The sequence below is a fragment of the Brevundimonas sp. genome (assembly GCF_041688735.1).
Lineage (GTDB): Bacteria > Pseudomonadota > Alphaproteobacteria > Caulobacterales > Caulobacteraceae > Brevundimonas.
The window spans coordinates 1-15,332 of sequence record NZ_JBDNHO010000002.1 but is presented as its reverse complement, the minus strand read 5'-3'; the positions used below and the strand labels follow the sequence as shown (position 1 = coordinate 15,332).

The window sequence follows — 15,332 nt, the reverse complement described above, 5'->3', positions numbered from 1 at the left end:
GGACGCGTTGTCGCGTCAGCTCGCATCGTCTGTTGCCGTCCGCCGCCGAATGACCGATGGGAGAAGCGTCGCTCCTTGTCCTGCCAGCGCGACGCCACATCTTGGACGACGAATAGTTTTCTGGAGCCGACCCCATGGACGCCGAGACCGCCTGGACCGTCCCCGCCATCCGCGCGGCGCTGGATGCTTCGCCCCTGGTGCGCGAGGGCGAGCTGACGCTGCGGATCATCGAGGGGGCCGAGCCGGTCCTGCTGGCGACCATGCACGACTATGGCGATCTGCCGATCTATCTGAGTGTGGGTGGGGCACAGATCGTCTGTTCGGTGCTGCTGTGGCCGGTCGCCGAACAGGGCGACCGTCACGCCTTCAACGAATTCCTGCTCAAGGCCCAGCGGGTCGTGCCGCTGTCGAATTTCGCCATCACCTCGGTCAATGACCAGGATGTCTATGAGCTGATGGGCGAACTGTCGTGCAACACCGCGCTGCAGACTATATTGATCGAGCTCCGGACCCTGGCCGAGAACGCCATCGACGCGACCGGGCTGCGCGAAACCTTCGGCGCCCCCGCTTCTGACGCCGCGACCGCCTGATTCCCGGAACGGAGACCCGCCATGTCCATGCTCGCCAAACTGTCCGCCCTGTTCCGCGGCACCGCCCATGACACCGCGCAAGGCGTGGTCGACGCCAATGCGTTGAAAATCCTGGATCAGGAAATCCGCGACGCCGACAACGCCCAGGGCAAGGCCCGCGACGACCTGTCCGGCCTGGTGGCGCGCCGACGCATGGCCGAGACCGAGCTGAAGAGCTTCCAGGACCAGATCGCCAAATACGAGAACTCGGCCCGCACGGCGCTGGACCGTGGTCAGAACGATCTGGCCTTGGAAGTCGCCGGCCGCATCGCCGAACTGGAAACCGGCATCGGCGACCGCGGTCCGCTCATCGAGAACATGAAGGCGGCCGAGGTGCGGCTGCGCGCCGCCATCGCCACTACCGACCAGAAGATCGAGACGCTGCGGCGCGAGATCGACATCGTGAAAGTCAATGACTCGGTGCAGAAGGCCCAGTCCTCGGTCGCCCTGCAATCGGCCGGCGCCCAGTCGCGCATCGGCTCGGCCGCGGACAGCCTGCAACGCATCAAGCAGCGTCAGGCGATCAACGAGGAAAAGCTGATCGCCGGCCAGGAGCTGGAGGACAAGCGCACCGGGGCCGACCTCGACGCCAAGCTGAAGGCGGCGGGCATACTGCCTGGCCACAGCTCGGCCAACGACGTGCTCGCCCGTCTGCAGGCGCGCGAGATCAAGGTCGTGACGCCGCTGATCGGCGCCCCCGCGGCGGCCAAGGATCCGGCCTGATCCTCCCCCGCGAAGGGCAGAGGACCCCGTCATGGAACGCATAGCCCTCGACCCCCGCCCCGACTGGCAGGCCCGCGCCGAGGCCGTGGGCTTCACCTGGCATCACGACAGCGGCGAACGCTACTGGGACGAAAGCGCGGCCTATGCCTTCTCGCTCGAACAGATCGAGCAGGGCATCGAGGCGCCGACCGCAGAACTGCACCAGATGTGTCTGGACCTGGTCGACGAGGCGGTGAAGTCCGAACGGCTGATGGGCCTGCTGGAAATCCCGGAGGCCATGCGGGACTACGTCGCCAACAGCTGGAAGCGCGGCGAGCCGTCGCTGTATGGCCGGTTCGACTTCGCCTATGATGGCCAAGGCCCGGCCAAACTGTACGAATACAACGCCGACACCCCGACCAGCGTGTTCGAGACGGCGGTGTTTCAGTGGCTGTGGCTTGAGGACCGGATCGCGGACGGTGCCCTGCCCGCCGACGCGGACCAGTTCAACAGCCTGCACGAAAAGCTGGTCGAACGGTTCAGGGCGATCTTTCCGGACGGCGGCTTCGTGCATTTCAGCGCCGAAGCCGACTTCGTCGAGGACCGGCAGACGGTGCGCTTCCTCGAGGACCTGGCCCGGCAGGGCGGGCTGGACCCGAAATTCATCGCCATCGACCAGATCGGGCTGAACGCCGACGGCCGTTTCGTCGACGACGAGAACTGGCTGATCCAGGCCATGTTCAAACTCTATCCGTGGGAGCAGATGCTGCGCGACGACTACGCGGAACCCCTGCCCCACGCCGGGATCACGGTGCTGGAGCCGGCGTGGAAGGCCGTGCTGTCCAACAAGGGCATCCTGCCCCTGCTGTGGGAACGGCACTCCGGTCACCCGAACCTGCTGGAAAGCTGGTTCGAGAGCGATCCGGGCCATCAGGCGCTGGGCACGTCCTATGTGCGCAAGCCGCTGTTCTCGCGCGAGGGTGCAAACATCGCCATCGTCGAGGCCGGGGCGCGGGAAGAGGGCCTCGACGGCGGCTATGGCGAGGGCAGTCAGATCCGGCAGGTCCTGCACGCCCCGCCCCTGTTCGACGGCCGCCATGTGATCGTAGGCTCGTGGCTTGTCGGGGACGAACCGGCCGGTCTTGCGTTGCGTGAAGACGAAGGCCGGATCACCCGCAACACCTCCAGGTTCGTGCCGCATTTCATCCGCTGACCAAGACGCGCCATCGCCGCCGTGATGGGGATCATCAGGTGGACTCGCCCGCCGCCGTTGAGCCTCCCGGAAACCAGGCTCAAACGGTCTTCAGCGCCGCCTTGAATGCAGTCACCTCGGAATCGGTCCAGAATTTGCCGTCCCACCAGAAGCGCGCCAGCGCCTCGTGATTCAGACGAACCCATTCCATTACCTTCGGCCCCATTCGCTTCAGGTCGCGCTCGTCGATGCCGCTGGCCAGAACCTTCGGTTCGGACGCAACGACGACCGAGAAACTGGATTTCCCCCGACCGGTCTTCAGGAAATATTTCATGCGCGGTCCGTGCGACCCCATGACAGTGGAAATGAGCACTACGTTCGGAAGACCCGTCTGATCCTCATTGAGCTTTGCCATCTCGAAGATGTGCTCGTCGCCGAGCGCGCCGATCTCCTCGTCGAGCGTCGGCTCGCGATCGGTCCAGACGGCGGGTTTTTCGGAGAAGCCCATCAGATCATTATCAACGCAACGAAGGGTTGCGTCAAACCGGCAGGGCACCGCGCTTGACCACTGTGCGCATGGCCACGCTGGAGGACACCCGGGTCACGCCCGGAATCCGCGTCAGTTCGCGCGAGTGCACCCGTTCCAGATCGTCGACGTCGCGCACCACCAGCCGCAGCAGATAGTCGGAGCCGCCGGTCATCAGATAGCATTCGACCACCTCGGGCACGGTCGAGATGGCGGTCTCGAAAGCCGTCAGCGAGGCCTCGGCCTGCGATGACAAGGTCACGGTCACGAAGACGCTGATGGGCAGGCCGACGGCGCGTTCGTTGATGATGGCGGCATAGCGGCTGATCACCTGCGCCGCCTCCAGCGCGCGCAACCGACGCAGGCAGGCGCTCTCGGACAGGTTCACCGTCCGGGCCAGATCGGCGTTGGTCATCCGGCCGTCGCCCTGTAGCGCGCGGATCATCTTGCGGTCGGTGTCGTCGAGGGCGACGGCAGAAATCGTCTTCAAGGCGAGCCTCTTTCGCAGAGTCTGCGACTTTACATCGATCACACGATGAAAAGAACAGGAACCTGCGGTGGAAGCGCCGCTAGATTACCGCGCGAAACGCGGCTGGCGCAGATCGGCCCGTCCTTACCGGAAAGAGGAAATGATCATGCGCGTCGGCGTCCCCAAGGAAATCAAGAAAAACGAACACCGCATCGGCCTGACGCCGACGGCGGTGCGCGAATACGTCGCTCACGGCCACGCCGTCTCGATCGAGACAGGTGCCGGCCTCGGCGCTGGCTTCACCGACGCGGACTACAAGAAGGCGGGCGCCAGGATCGTCTCCACCGCAGCCCAGATCTTCGCCGACAGCGACATGATCGTGAAGGTCAAGGAGCCGCAGAAGGTCGAGTGGGAAATGCTCCGCGAGGACCAGATCCTGTTTACTTATCTGCACCTGGCCCCCGACCCCGAACAGACCAGGGGGCTGATCGCCTCGAAATGCGCCGCCATCGCCTATGAGACCGTCACCGACGACCGCAAGGGCCTGCCGCTGCTGGCCCCGATGTCGGAAGTCGCCGGCCGCATCGCCGTCTTCTCGGCCGCCGAGACGCTGCTCAAGCACAACGGCGGCATGGGGCTGCTGTTCTGCGGCGTGCCGGGCGTGGCCCCGGCCCGCGTGCTGGTGCTGGGCGGCGGCGTCGTCGGGCTGAACTCGGCCCGGATGGCCATGGGGCTGGGTGCCGAGGTGGTGGTGCTGGAACGCTCGATCCCGCGCATGGCCTATATCGACGAAGTGACCCAGGGCCGGGTCATCACCCGCTATTCCTCGATCGGCGCGATCGAGGAGGAACTGGTCAAGGCCGACGTCATCATCGGCGCCGTTCTGGTCCCCGGGGCCGAGGCCCCCAAGCTGATCAAGCGCGAACATCTGAAACAGATGAAGCCCGGCTCGGTGCTGGTCGACGTGGCCATCGATCAGGGTGGCTGTTTCGAGACCAGCCACGCCACCACCCACGAGGACCCGACCTATGTCGTCGACGGCGTGGTCCACTACTGCGTCGCCAACATGCCGGGCGCCGCCCCGCGCACGTCGTCGGAAGCCCTGAACAACGCCACCCTGCCCTTCGGCCTGGCCCTGGCTGATCACGGGCTGGACGCGCTGAAGGCCAATCCGCACCTGGCGCGCGGCCTGAACGTGCTGAAAGGCGAGATCACCTATCCGGCGGTCGCCGAGGCGCTGGACCTGCCGTGGAGCGATCCGTTCGGGGTGTGGGCGAAGGGCTGAGCCGCTTGCGGCGGGGGGTCGCGGGAACAGGCCTCGCGGGTTAGGATTGGTTACCCATCCCACCAAAGGAGAGTTGATCATGACCTTGCGTTCCGGACTTGGCGTTGCATCTGCGGTTGTCGTCCTGGCCGCCGCCACCGCCGCCCTCGCCCATCACGGCTGGAGCTCCTATGACGCCGAACGAGTCATGAAACCCACGACCCAGGTGCTGGAATCCAGCTGGGGCAGCCCCCACGGTTCGCTTGTCATCGCCGTTGACGATCAGAAATGGGACGTGGTGCTGGCCCCGGTGTCACGGATGCAGACGCGCGGTCTCGCCCGCGAGGACATCGCGGTCGGCCAGACGGTCACAGTCGAGGGATATCCGCGCCGCGACGGCACGCGTGAGATGCGCGTCGAACGCATCACCGCGGGCGGCAAGACCGTCGAACTGCGCTGAGCGCGGCCACGGCACCAGGCCTGATCGCGGCCATCGAGGCCTCACCGCTGGCCGTCTGGGTCGGCGAGAGTGCCTTGATCTATCCGATCGCCAACACCGCCCATGTGATCGGCGCGATCATGGTGGTGGGGGCGATCGGGATCCTCGATCTGAGGGTTCTCGGCTATGGCCGGGACCTGCCGACGCACCGGCTTTCGTCGGCGCTGGCGCCCATCGCCGTGGCCGGGCTTGCCCTCATGGTGATCAGCGGGGTGCTGCTGTTCGTGGCCGACGCCCGGGCCTTGGCCGGCTCGCCGATCTTCCTGACCAAGCTCGGGCTGATCGCCCTGGCTGGATTGAACGCCCTGGCTTTTCGGGTCGGGTGGCGGCGGCTGGACGACCATCCGCCCGTCTCGGCAAGGGTGCTGGCTGGGCTTTCGCTGGCCTTGTGGCTGGCCGTGGTCATCGCGGGGCGGCTGATTGCCTATTTCTGAGTTCCTGCCGCCTGTAAATCGCCGCGCTCTTGCGCCATAAGCCCGCGATGAAGTTTCTCGACCAGGCCAAGATCTACATCCGCTCCGGCAACGGCGGGGCGGGCTGCGTGTCGTTCCGACGCGAAAAATTCATCCCCAACGGCGGCCCCGACGGCGGCGACGGCGGCAATGGCGGAAACGTCTGGATCATCGCGGCCGATGGTCTGAACACCTTGATCGACTTCCGCTACCAGCAGCATTTCAAGGCCCCGACCGGCACCCACGGCATGGGCCGCCAGATGCATGGGGCCAAGGGCGAGGACGTCATCCTGAAAGTCCCCGTCGGCACCCAGGTGCTGGACGACGACAAGGAGACGGTGCTGCTGGACATGGATTATGTCGGCAAGACCGAAATGCTGCTCAAGGGCGGCAACGGCGGCTGGGGCAACGTCCACTTCAAGGGCCCGTCAAACCAGGCCCCGAAATACGCCAATCCCGGCCAGGAGGGCCAAGAACGCTGGGTCTGGCTGCGGCTGAAGCTGATCGCCGACGTCGGTCTGGCCGGCCTGCCCAACGCCGGCAAATCGACATTCCTGGCGGCGGCCAGCGCGGCGCGGCCCAAGATCGCCGACTATCCCTTCACCACCCTGGTGCCCAATCTGGGCGTGGTCGATCTGTCCGAGACCGAGCGTTTCGTCATCGCCGACATCCCCGGCCTGATCGAGGGCGCGTCCGAGGGGGCCGGCCTCGGCACCCGTTTCCTCGGCCACGTCGAACGCTCCGGCTGTCTGATCCACCTGATCGACGGCACCCAGGATGATGTCGCCGGGGCCTATCGCACCATCCGTCATGAGCTGGAGGCCTACGGCGCCGGTCTGGCCGACAAGGCCGAAGTCCTGGCCCTGAACAAGATCGACGCCCTCACCCCCGAGGCGCGCGAGGAGAAGGCCGCCGAACTGGAGGCCGCCGCCGGCCGTCGTCCAATGCTGGTGTCCGGCGTTTCGGGCGAGGGCGTGACCGAACTGCTGCGCGCCGCCTGGACCGAAGTGCGCAAGGACCGCGGCGAAATCGCCCCGGCCGAGGAAGACGAGACCGTCATGGAAACCCCCGGCGGCTGGGCACCCTGATGCGCGACGGCGCGCCCCGGTCCACACGGGCGATCGCCGACGCCCGGCGCATCGTGCTCAAGATCGGCTCGTCCCTGCTGGTCGACAGTCGGAGCGACACCGTCGACAGGGCGCGGCTTGAGGGACTGGCCGGTCGCGTCGCCGACTGGATGGGTCAGGGGAAACAGGTGCTCGTCGTCTCGTCGGGGGCGGTCGCTCTCGGCGCGCGACGGCTCGGGACCCGCGGGGTCGGGCTGGAGGGCAAACAGGCCGCAGCGGCGGTCGGCCAGTCCCTGCTGATGGCGGCCTGGGCCTCGGCCTTCGAACCCCACGACCGGATCACCGCCCAGATCCTTCTGACCCGCGACGACACCGAGACCCGGCGTCGCTGGTTGAACGCCCGCGCCACGGTCGGATCCCTGCTCGATATGGGCGTGGTTCCGGTGGTCAATGAGAACGACACGGTCGCCACCGAAGAGATCCGCTACGGGGACAATGACCGGCTGGCGGCGCGCGTGGCCCAGATGATCGGCGCCGACCTGCTGATCCTGCTGTCCGATATCGACGGCCTTTACAGCGCCGACCCCCGGTCCCGGCCCGAGGCGGTCCATATCCCGCATGTCGAAACCCTGACGCCCGCGATCGAGGCGATGGCGACCGGCCCGAACGCCGGGGCGGGCCTGGGGACCGGCGGCATGGCCACCAAACTGATGGCCGCCCGGATCGCCGCAGATGCCGGCTGCGCCACACTGATCGCCGCCGGGCGGTCGATGGAGGTCGGCGCGACCTTCGGCGTGGACATGCGCAGCACGCTGATCGATCCCGCCACGACGGTGAAGGCGGCCTACAAACAGTGGATCGGCGGCTCGCTGGCCCCGCGGGGCCAACTGGTCGTCGACCCGGGCTGCGCCCGCGCCCTGCTGGATGGAAAATCGCTGCTGGCCGTGGGGCTGGTCTCCGCCGGCGGGGCCTTCGGCAAGGGCGATCCGGTCGCCGTTTTCGACGGTGCCGGCGCCGAGATCGCCCGGGGCCTGGTCCGATATGATGCGGGCGATGTGGCAAAAATCATCGGCGTCCGCTCCGCCGACCTGACCGCCGCTCTCGGGTATCAAGGCGGGCCAGTGGTGGTCCATGCCGACGACCTGGCGCTGCGGCGGGCCTGAAGCCTTTGAAACCGGCCCTGTCGGTGCGAACCTGACCGAATGATCCCGCCCTCCGACGTTTCATACTCGACCGCAGCGGACCTGCTTGAGGCCGACATGCTGGCCATGGGTCGCAGAGCCCGCGCCGCCGCCCGCGCCCTGTCGCTCGCCGGACCGGAGGCCCGTACGCGCGCCATCGTGGGCATGGCCGAGGCGCTGCGGGCGCGGTCCGATCAGGTGTTGGCCGCCAACGCCGCTGACCTCGAGGATGCGAGGGCGAAAGGCATGGCGGGTGCCATGCTGGACCGGCTGGCGCTGGACGCGAACCGTCTGGACGGAGTCATCGGCGCGCTGGTGTCGATCGCCGCCATCGTCGATCCGGTCGGAGCCGAAACGGCCCGCTGGAGCCCGGCGAACGGGCTCGACATCGCCCGCGTGCGCACCCCGATCGGGGTCCTGGCCGTCATCTATGAGAGCCGGCCGAACGTCACCGCCGACGCCGCCGCCCTTGCGGTGCGTGCCGGCAACGCCGTGATCCTGCGCGGCGGGTCGGAATGCCTGCGCTCCAACCTCGCCATCCATGCGGCCCTCGTCGAGGGGCTGGAAAGGGCCGGCCTGTCGTCCGACGCGGTGCAGATCGTCACCACCCGCGACCGCGCCGCCGTCGGTCAGATTCTGAAGGGTCTGGAGGGAACGATCGATCTGCTGATCCCGCGCGGCGGACGCTCGCTGGTCGAACGGGTCAAGGCCGAGGCCAGGGTCGCGGTACTGGGTCATCTGGAAGGCGTCAACCACGTCTATGTCCATGCCAGCGCCGACCCGGACATGGCGCGGGCGGTCGTGCTGAACGCCAAGATGCGGCGCGTCTCGGTCTGCGGTGCCGCCGAGACCCTGCTGGTGGACCGCGCCGTCGCCGCCAGCCTGTTGCCGGCGATCGCCGATGACCTCACGTCCGCCGGCTGCGCCTTGCGCGGCGACCCCGTGACCTGCGCCCTGGTTCCGCAGGCGAGCCCGGCCGACGCCTCGGACTGGAGCACCGAATATCTCGAACCCATTCTCGCCGTTCGGGTGGTCGACGGTCTGGACGCCGCGATCGACCATGTCGCGCGCTACGGCTCCGGCCATACGGAGGCGATCGTGGCCTCCGACAACGGCGCGATCGAGCGTTTCCTGGCCGAGGTGGACGCCGGAATCGTGCTGGCCAACGCCTCGACCCAGTTCGCCGACGGCGGCGAGTTCGGCTTCGGCGGCGAGATCGGCATCTCCACCGGTCGGCTGCATGCGCGCGGGCCGGTCGGTGCCGAACAGCTGACCAGCTTCAAATACGTCATCCGGGGCGCGGGCCAGATCCGGCCCTGAGCCGTTTCGGCGCGGCACCCTGGTCCGGCCCGCCCACATGTATCCGTACCGCGTGGACTTCACCTGCTGATCGCAGGCGACACCGCCCGTGCCGGCGTGTTAGCTCCCTCGTGAGCATAAGTCCGCGCGAGCCCGCCCCCTTGTCCTTCTTCCACGCCGGTCCCGCGCCGCGAGCCTCCGGTCCCCGACGCGGCGGTTTGCGCGACGGGCTGGCCCTCCAGCCCGGCATGACGGTCGGTCTGTTCGGCGGCTCCTTCAATCCGGCCCACGACGGCCACGCCCATGTGGCCGAGACGGCGATGCGGCGGCTGGGCCTCGACCGGGTAGTCTGGCTGGTCTCGCCGCAGAACCCGCTGAAGGACGCCCGCGACAGCGCGCCGCTGGCCGAGCGCATGGCCTCGGCCCGCGTCGCCGCCCGCCACGCCGCAGCGGGTCCGTCGATGATCGTCTCCGACGTCGAGACCCGCATCGGCGTCCGCTGGACGGTGGACACGCTGCGCGCCCTGACCGCGCGCCATCCCGGCGTCCGCTTCGTCTGGCTGATGGGATCGGACAATCTGGCCGATTTCCACCGCTGGCGCGGCTGGACCGACATCATGCGGTTGATGCCCGTGGCCGTCATCGCCCGCCCGGGCAGCATGCTGGACAGCCGCACGGCCCCCGCCGCCGCCCGTTTCGCCGGTGCCCGCGTTCCCGCCGGGAGAGCGCGGCTGCTGGCGGACATGGAGGCCCCCGCCTGGACCTATCTGACGGCACCGCTGAATCCCCGCTCGTCGACGGCCATCCGCGCCCAGAGGATGTCCTGAGACACCACCCCTTCGGCCCGGCGCGTGACGCCGCGCGCCATCCGTGATAGACAACCTCTTTAGTAACCTCCCCGGAGCCCTCCGCTGACCCCCTCGCCCGCGCACGACGCACATGACGTCGCCGTTTCCAACACGGCGCACGAGATGGACGCCATCCCGCCCATCCATTCCGAAGACGGGTCCACGAACGACGGGCTGAACTCACCCCTTCCCGTCGGCTCGACTCCGCTCGAACAGGCCATCCTGTCCCGGCTGGACGACGACAAGGCCCAGGACATCGTCCTGATCGACCTGAAGGGCAAAAGCCCGATGGCGGACAGCATGATCATCGCTTCCGGGCGCTCGCACCGTCACGTCGGCGCCTTGGCCGACCACCTTCAGCGCGCGCTGAAGGAACAGGGCATGGGCAAGGCAAAGGTCGAGGGCCTGCCGCACTGCGACTGGGTGCTGATCGACGCCGGGGACGTGATCGTCCACCTGTTCCGGCCGGAAGTGCGCACCTTCTACAACATCGAGAAGATCTGGTCGGTCGAGAGCGGCCACCGCCTCGACAGCCGCGCCTGATCCCCTGACGCGATGAAGCTGGCCGTCATCGCCATCGGCAAGCCGGGGCGGGGTCCGGAAGCCACGCTGGCGGCCGACTACGCCGAACGCACGACGCAGGCCGGGCGGGTCCTTGGCCTCGGTCCGCTGGAGCTGGTCGATCTTGAGCCGCGCAAGCCGGGCAAGGCCCCCGAGGCCGAGCTGATCCTCAAGGCGGCCGAGGGATCGCATCTGATCGCCTGCGATGAGCGCGGCCGGACCTTCTCCAGCCGTGCCTTCGCCGACCATATCGCCGAGCTGCGCGACCGGGGCGAGCGCCGGCTGGCCTTCGCCATAGGCGGGGCCGACGGTCTGGACGCCGGCGTCCGCGCCGCCGCCGGCTCGACCCTTGCCTTCGGTCCCCAGACCTGGCCCCACGCCCTCGCCCGGGCCATGCTTGTGGAACAGCTGTATCGTGCCGTGACCATTCTGGCCGGATCGCCCTATCATCGGGATTGATGCGCCCGCTCGTCCCCCTTCTCGCCATCGTCCTGACCGCCCTGCCCGTCGCGGCGGCCTCTCCCACGGGCGAGGTCGGGCGGTTGCAGGCCGAGTATCGCGACGAACAGGCCCGCGCCCGCAGCCTGCGCGCCGAGGCCGCCGAAGCCACGCAGGAGATCGCCGGGCTTGAAAGCGACCTCGCCGCCCTGCGCACCGCCGTCACCGCCGACGACGCCCTGATCGCCGGTCAACGCGCCCGGCTGCGGGACCTTGACGGCCGCGAGGCCGCCCTGGTCGCCCGTCTGTCGCAGGCGCGCGGGCGTCAGGCGCGCCTGTTGTCGGCCCTGCAGATGATGAGCCGCAAGCCGCCGCCGCCGCTGCTCGTGCCCGCCGACAAGGCCGTCGACACCGTCCGCGCCGCCATCCTGATGCGGGCCATCGCGCCCGAGCTTCAGGCCCGCGCCCGGGGGCTGGCCGACCGTCAGGTCGAACTCCAGCGCGTGCGCCGCCTCGCGGCCCTGAACAGCGAGGCCCTGTTCACCGCCGAAAGCGCCCAGGGCGACCGCCGCGCCGGCATCGAGGCCCTGACCGCGCGCAAGACCGCGCTACAGGCCGTGTTGCAGGCCGAGGCGAGGGCGGCCGAACAGGCGACCCGGGCTCTGGAAGCCAGGCTACGCAGTCTCGGCGCGAGCGTGCCCGGCCCGGACACGGAAACGGTCGCCACCATCGCCCGCCTGCCGGCCGGACGCAGCCGCCTGACCTCCCCGGTGGAGGGCGCGCCCTCCGTCCGCTTCGGCCGGGGGTCCACCGGCTGGCGTTGGCGCGCCGACCGGCTTGAGGCCCGGGCGCCCGCCCCGGGACGCGTCGCCTGGGTCGGGCCGCTGTCGGGGTGGGGGCAGGTGGTGATCCTCGACCTCGGACCGGGTTGGCGTGGCGTGATCGCGGGGCTGGACGACACCGTCGTCGAGACCGGGGCGCGCGTGGGCGAAGGCCAGACGCTGGGCCGCTCCGGCGCGAACGGCGAGATCGGGTTCGAACTGCGCCGCGACGAACGCCCGATCGATCCGGGGCCCTGGCTGAGGTAGGTATCGAGTGTCCTTTGCCCCGCGAATCCGCTTTCCACGAAGCGATGACGCTGTTTTTATCCACGAAACGCCGCTCGGCCACGATTTCGTCGCCTCGGCCCTCGTAACTGTGACCATACGGGCCTCTCCGCCCCTGGAATATGAGATCGAATGCGCAAGTTCCTGATGATCGGCGCCGCCGCCGCGACCCTCTTGGGGCTGGGGGCCGCCACCGCCGGGAGCCAGACCCCGCGCAACGAGGCCTTCCGCATGGTTGCCCTGTTCGGTGACGTGCTGGGCATTGTGGAACAGGCCTATGTCGTGCCGGTCGACGGCAAGAAGCTGATCGAGGCCGCCCTGCAGGGCATGATGACGGCGCTCGACCCCCACTCCAACTATCTGCCGCCCGCAGGATACGGCGAGCTGCGCGAACGGAGCGAGGGCCAGTATTCGGGCGTCGGCCTGACCATCTCGTCCGAGGGCGGTATGGTGAAGATCATCTCGCCGATGGACGGCGGCCCCGCCGCCCGCGCGGGTGTCCAGGCCGGTGACGTCATTTCCTCGATCGACGGCCAGAACGCCGGCGGCCTGACCGTCAGCCAGGTGTCGGAAAAGCTGCGCGGCGCGGCCGGCACTTCGGTCAAGGTCACCTTCCTGCGCGACGGCGAGGAACCGCTCGAGGTCACGCTGACCCGCGAGGTCATCAAGATCGATTCCGTGGTCGGGCGGCTGGAAGGCGACTTCGCCGTCCTGCGCATCTCCACCTTCAACGAGAACACCGGCCGCGAGCTGAACGAGACCGTCGCCCGGCTGAAGCGCGAGAACCCCGCCATCAAGGGCTATGTGCTGGACCTGCGCAACAACGGCGGCGGCCTGCTGGACGCCGCCATCGCCGTGACGGACGCCTTCCTGGAACGCGGCGAGATCGTCAGTCAGCGTGGTCGCACGCCCGAGCAGATCGTGCGCTACGCCGCCAAGCCCGGCGACCTCAGCGGTGGCCTGCCGATCGTGGTCCTGATCAACTATGGTTCCGCCTCGGCGTCCGAGATCGTGGCCGGGGCGCTGAAGGATCACCAGCGCGCGACGATCGTAGGCCTGACCAGCTTCGGCAAGGGCTCGGTCCAGAGCGTCATCCCGCTGCGGGGCGGCGCCGACGGCGCCCTGTCGATCACCACGGCGCGCTATTACACGCCGTCGGGGTCCTCGATCCAGAAGGTCGGCATCGAGCCGGATCTGGAGGTCGCCCGCTCCCAGGCCGAGGCGCGGATCGTGTCGCGGTCGAACTTCATCTATTCCGAGGCCGCCTTTGCGACGGCGCTGGACGCCTCCATCGGCACCGAGCGCAAGGGGCCACACACCCCGGTCGAGGCCCCGGGCGAGACCTATGACAAGGACAAGGACTATCAGCTGGAGCGCGCCTATGACGTGCTGCGCGCCGGCGGCGTCCTGACCCAGCTGGCCGCCGCGCCGGAGGGCGTGGTGGTGACGCCGCCGGGCACGGCACCGATCGAGGTGGCCGAAGTGCAGCCTGACAGCGGGCCCCGGCCTCGGCTGCCCAGCGATCAGGCGCCCCTGATTCCCGACCCTGAAGATTGACGCTCATCCCTAACGCGCCGTTAGGCTTTCTTAACCGGCATCGGTCAGGTTGAGTCTCGAAGGGGTCCGTCCGGCGGACCCCGTTTGAGCGTCCCGATCCGTCCATGTTCGCCAAGCGTCAGTCCGTTCTAGCCGCCACCGCCGGCACACCGCCCGCGCGTCGTTCGCTGCGCGACAGCCTCGCGCCGGTCGCCAGGGTTCTGAAAAAGCCGCCGGTCGCCGTGGCCGCAGCAGGCATCCTGCTGATCTCGGCCGCAGCCCTGTTCGTCACCGTGCTGGGTGATCCCCGCGCCGGAGCGCCCTCGGCCCGCGTGGCGCTGAAGCGCGACGCCCCGGTCGTCGCGCCCGTCCCCACGGGGCTGGAAGCCTTCTCCATGGGCGGCTACGGAGCCTATCAGGACCTGACCGCCGAGGGGCTGGTCGGCGACCCGACCCAGATGGGCGAGGCCGTCATCACCCTGCCGGACGGGGCCACCGTCTCCGGCCCCGGCGCGCCGATCACCGCGCCCAGGATCGCCGCCCGGCCCCTGCCTCAGGCCCCCATCGCCGGCCTCAGCCAGCCCGGCCCCGAAGGCCCGCTGCCGCGCATCGCCACTGACGGCCGCGTCCCGGCCCAGGCCTATGCCCGCCCCTTCGTTTCCAACGGCAAGCCGCGCGTGGCCCTGATCGTCGGCGGGCTCGGCCTCAACGCCATCACCACCCGCGCCGCCATCGAGCGGCTGCCCGCCGAGGTGACCCTCAGCTTCGTCCCCTATGCCGAGGGCTTGCAGGGCTGGATCGACCTCGCCCGCGCCCAGGGTCACGAGGTCATGCTGGAAATGCCGATGGAGCCCACCGGCTATCCGAACAACGACCCCGGCCCCTACACCCTGCTGGCCTCGGCGGAAGCCACCGACATCCAGGCGAAGATGAACTGGCTGCTGGGCCGCGCCACCGGCTATTTCGGGGTGACCAACTATCTCGGCGATCGCTTCGCCACCTCGGACGCGGGCATGGGCGCCTTCATGACCGTGCTGCGCCAGCGCGGCGTGGCCTTCCTCGACGACGGCTCCATGAGTCGCCGCCCCGGAGCCTGGGCCCGCGCCAGCGCCAATCGCATCATCGACGAGCAGCAGTCGCCCGCCGCCATCGTCGGCCAGTTGAACGCGCTGGAGGCGCTCGCCAAGACGCGCGGCCAGGCGCTCGGCACCGGCTTCAGCTATCCCGTCACCGTTGAGGCCGCCGCCCGCTGGGCCGCCGGTCTGGACGCTCGCGGCCTGCAACTGGCTCCGGCCAGCGCCATGACGCAGCGGCCGGGACGCTAGCGGAAGCAGCGTGATTAGTGGTTAGTGATTAGTGGCTGGCCACCGCTGGTGACACGGCGTGGTTCGCGCCGCCGATCCGCCGCCGGTAAAGCTGCAATCACTAGGCTCAGGACCCATTAAAGGGATTCACACGGTCGTGGCGATCTGATTCACTGGTGGCAGGAGGAGCCTGTCATGAGTGATCTGTTTTGGCTGACGAACAAGCAGATGCGTCGGATCAAGCCATATTTCCCGCTGT

At 68.7% G+C, this 15,332-nt stretch carries 17 protein-coding genes; 15 read left to right on the top strand and 2 right to left on the bottom strand.

Translation table 11 applies throughout. The features are described 5' to 3' along the window. The first annotated feature begins 134 nt into the window (after window positions 1–134). From ACESMO_RS00315 to ACESMO_RS00305, 3 genes are read left to right on the top strand one after another with little or no spacing between them, the layout of a single operon-like run. A complete protein-coding gene (locus tag ACESMO_RS00315) occupies window positions 135–590 on the top strand; it encodes a YjfI family protein (RefSeq protein ID WP_372706184.1) in 456 nt (151 codons plus the stop codon). A 21-nt stretch (window positions 591–611) separates the two neighbouring features. Continuing rightward, the gene (locus ACESMO_RS00310) at window positions 612–1,352 is read left to right on the top strand and encodes a PspA/IM30 family protein (RefSeq protein ID WP_372706183.1); all 741 of its coding nucleotides are present in this window, start codon (window positions 612–614) and stop codon (window positions 1,350–1,352) included. A gap of 31 nt (window positions 1,353–1,383) precedes the next feature. Continuing rightward, on the top strand, window positions 1,384–2,544 hold the full coding sequence (locus ACESMO_RS00305) for a glutathionylspermidine synthase family protein (RefSeq protein ID WP_372706182.1): 1,161 nt from the start codon (window positions 1,384–1,386) through the stop codon (window positions 2,542–2,544). Window positions 2,545–2,623: 79 nt separating this feature from the next. Here the strand turns inward: ACESMO_RS00305 and ACESMO_RS00300 are convergent, their stop codons facing one another. Beyond that, complete coding sequence (locus ACESMO_RS00300; RefSeq protein WP_372706181.1) at window positions 2,624–3,031, bottom strand: hypothetical protein; 408 nt, start codon at window positions 3,029–3,031, stop codon at window positions 2,624–2,626. 31 nt (window positions 3,032–3,062) lie between these two features. Beyond that, window positions 3,063–3,539, bottom strand: coding sequence for an Lrp/AsnC family transcriptional regulator (locus ACESMO_RS00295; RefSeq protein ID WP_372706180.1), 477 nt, complete (start codon window positions 3,537–3,539; stop codon window positions 3,063–3,065). 145 nt (window positions 3,540–3,684) lie between these two features. On the opposite strand from ACESMO_RS00295, the gene ald reads away from it, so the two are divergent. The 12 genes from ald (at window position 3,685) to ACESMO_RS00235 (ending at window position 15,094) form a co-directional block, all read left to right on the top strand. After that, window positions 3,685–4,803: an alanine dehydrogenase gene (gene ald / locus ACESMO_RS00290; RefSeq protein WP_372706179.1), complete on the top strand. Its 1,119-nt coding sequence runs from the start codon at window positions 3,685–3,687 to the stop codon at window positions 4,801–4,803. Window positions 4,804–4,882: 79 nt separating this feature from the next. Continuing rightward, window positions 4,883–5,242 (top strand): DUF6152 family protein, encoded by a 360-nt coding sequence (locus ACESMO_RS00285; RefSeq protein ID WP_372706178.1) that lies wholly within the window; start codon window positions 4,883–4,885, stop codon window positions 5,240–5,242. A gap of 74 nt (window positions 5,243–5,316) precedes the next feature. Continuing rightward, window positions 5,317–5,715, top strand: coding sequence for a hypothetical protein (locus ACESMO_RS00280; protein WP_372706177.1), 399 nt, complete (start codon window positions 5,317–5,319; stop codon window positions 5,713–5,715). Window positions 5,716–5,762: 47 nt separating this feature from the next. Then, a complete protein-coding gene (gene obgE / locus ACESMO_RS00275; RefSeq protein WP_372706176.1) occupies window positions 5,763–6,821 on the top strand; it encodes a GTPase ObgE in 1,059 nt (352 codons plus the stop codon). Continuing rightward, on the top strand, window positions 6,821–7,963 hold the full coding sequence (gene proB / locus ACESMO_RS00270) for a glutamate 5-kinase (RefSeq protein WP_372706175.1): 1,143 nt from the start codon (window positions 6,821–6,823) through the stop codon (window positions 7,961–7,963). The genes obgE and proB overlap by 1 nt, the downstream gene beginning before the upstream one ends. Before the next feature lie 39 nt (window positions 7,964–8,002). Further along, window positions 8,003–9,301, top strand: a complete 1,299-nt coding sequence (locus tag ACESMO_RS00265) for a glutamate-5-semialdehyde dehydrogenase (protein WP_372706174.1) — start codon at window positions 8,003–8,005, stop codon at window positions 9,299–9,301. Between the two features lie 140 nt (window positions 9,302–9,441). Beyond that, window positions 9,442–10,107, top strand: coding sequence for a nicotinate-nucleotide adenylyltransferase (locus ACESMO_RS00260; RefSeq protein WP_372706173.1), 666 nt, complete (start codon window positions 9,442–9,444; stop codon window positions 10,105–10,107). A 144-nt stretch (window positions 10,108–10,251) separates the two neighbouring features. Beyond that, entirely contained in the window at window positions 10,252–10,671 is a 420-nt protein-coding gene (rsfS, locus tag ACESMO_RS00255) for a ribosome silencing factor (RefSeq protein ID WP_372706172.1), read from the top strand. 12 nt (window positions 10,672–10,683) lie between these two features. Beyond that, window positions 10,684–11,148 (top strand): 23S rRNA (pseudouridine(1915)-N(3))-methyltransferase RlmH, encoded by a 465-nt coding sequence (rlmH, locus tag ACESMO_RS00250; protein ID WP_372706171.1) that lies wholly within the window; start codon window positions 10,684–10,686, stop codon window positions 11,146–11,148. Further along, complete coding sequence (locus ACESMO_RS00245; protein WP_372706170.1) at window positions 11,148–12,215, top strand: murein hydrolase activator EnvC; 1,068 nt, start codon at window positions 11,148–11,150, stop codon at window positions 12,213–12,215. Before rlmH ends, ACESMO_RS00245 begins: the two co-directional genes overlap by 1 nt. Window positions 12,216–12,365: 150 nt before the next feature. Further along, entirely contained in the window at window positions 12,366–13,790 is a 1,425-nt protein-coding gene (locus tag ACESMO_RS00240; protein ID WP_372706169.1) for a S41 family peptidase, read from the top strand. Between the two features lie 104 nt (window positions 13,791–13,894). Then, window positions 13,895–15,094: a divergent polysaccharide deacetylase family protein gene (locus ACESMO_RS00235; RefSeq protein ID WP_372706168.1), complete on the top strand. Its 1,200-nt coding sequence runs from the start codon at window positions 13,895–13,897 to the stop codon at window positions 15,092–15,094. Window positions 15,095–15,332 lie beyond the last annotated feature (238 nt).

What these genes read in the sequence shown, in the direction of transcription:
- ACESMO_RS00315 (WP_372706184.1), top strand. Translation starts at nt 135, where the DNA reads ATGGACGCCGAGACCGCCTGGACCGTCCCCGCCATCCGCGCGGCGCTG.
- ACESMO_RS00310 (WP_372706183.1), top strand. Translation starts at nt 612, where the DNA reads ATGTCCATGCTCGCCAAACTGTCCGCCCTGTTCCGCGGCACCGCCCAT.
- ACESMO_RS00305 (WP_372706182.1), top strand. Translation starts at nt 1,384, where the DNA reads ATGGAACGCATAGCCCTCGACCCCCGCCCCGACTGGCAGGCCCGCGCC.
- ACESMO_RS00300 (WP_372706181.1), bottom strand. Translation starts at nt 3,031, where the DNA reads ATGGGCTTCTCCGAAAAACCCGCCGTCTGGACCGATCGCGAGCCGACG.
- ald (WP_372706179.1), top strand. Translation starts at nt 3,685, where the DNA reads ATGCGCGTCGGCGTCCCCAAGGAAATCAAGAAAAACGAACACCGCATC.
- ACESMO_RS00285 (WP_372706178.1), top strand. Translation starts at nt 4,883, where the DNA reads ATGACCTTGCGTTCCGGACTTGGCGTTGCATCTGCGGTTGTCGTCCTG.
- obgE (WP_372706176.1), top strand. Translation starts at nt 5,763, where the DNA reads ATGAAGTTTCTCGACCAGGCCAAGATCTACATCCGCTCCGGCAACGGC.
- proB (WP_372706175.1), top strand. Translation starts at nt 6,821, where the DNA reads ATGCGCGACGGCGCGCCCCGGTCCACACGGGCGATCGCCGACGCCCGG.
- ACESMO_RS00265 (WP_372706174.1), top strand. Translation starts at nt 8,003, where the DNA reads ATGATCCCGCCCTCCGACGTTTCATACTCGACCGCAGCGGACCTGCTT.
- rsfS (WP_372706172.1), top strand. Translation starts at nt 10,252, where the DNA reads ATGGACGCCATCCCGCCCATCCATTCCGAAGACGGGTCCACGAACGAC.
- rlmH (WP_372706171.1), top strand. Translation starts at nt 10,684, where the DNA reads ATGAAGCTGGCCGTCATCGCCATCGGCAAGCCGGGGCGGGGTCCGGAA.
- ACESMO_RS00245 (WP_372706170.1), top strand. Translation starts at nt 11,148, where the DNA reads ATGCGCCCGCTCGTCCCCCTTCTCGCCATCGTCCTGACCGCCCTGCCC.
- ACESMO_RS00240 (WP_372706169.1), top strand. Translation starts at nt 12,366, where the DNA reads ATGCGCAAGTTCCTGATGATCGGCGCCGCCGCCGCGACCCTCTTGGGG.
- ACESMO_RS00235 (WP_372706168.1), top strand. Translation starts at nt 13,895, where the DNA reads ATGTTCGCCAAGCGTCAGTCCGTTCTAGCCGCCACCGCCGGCACACCG.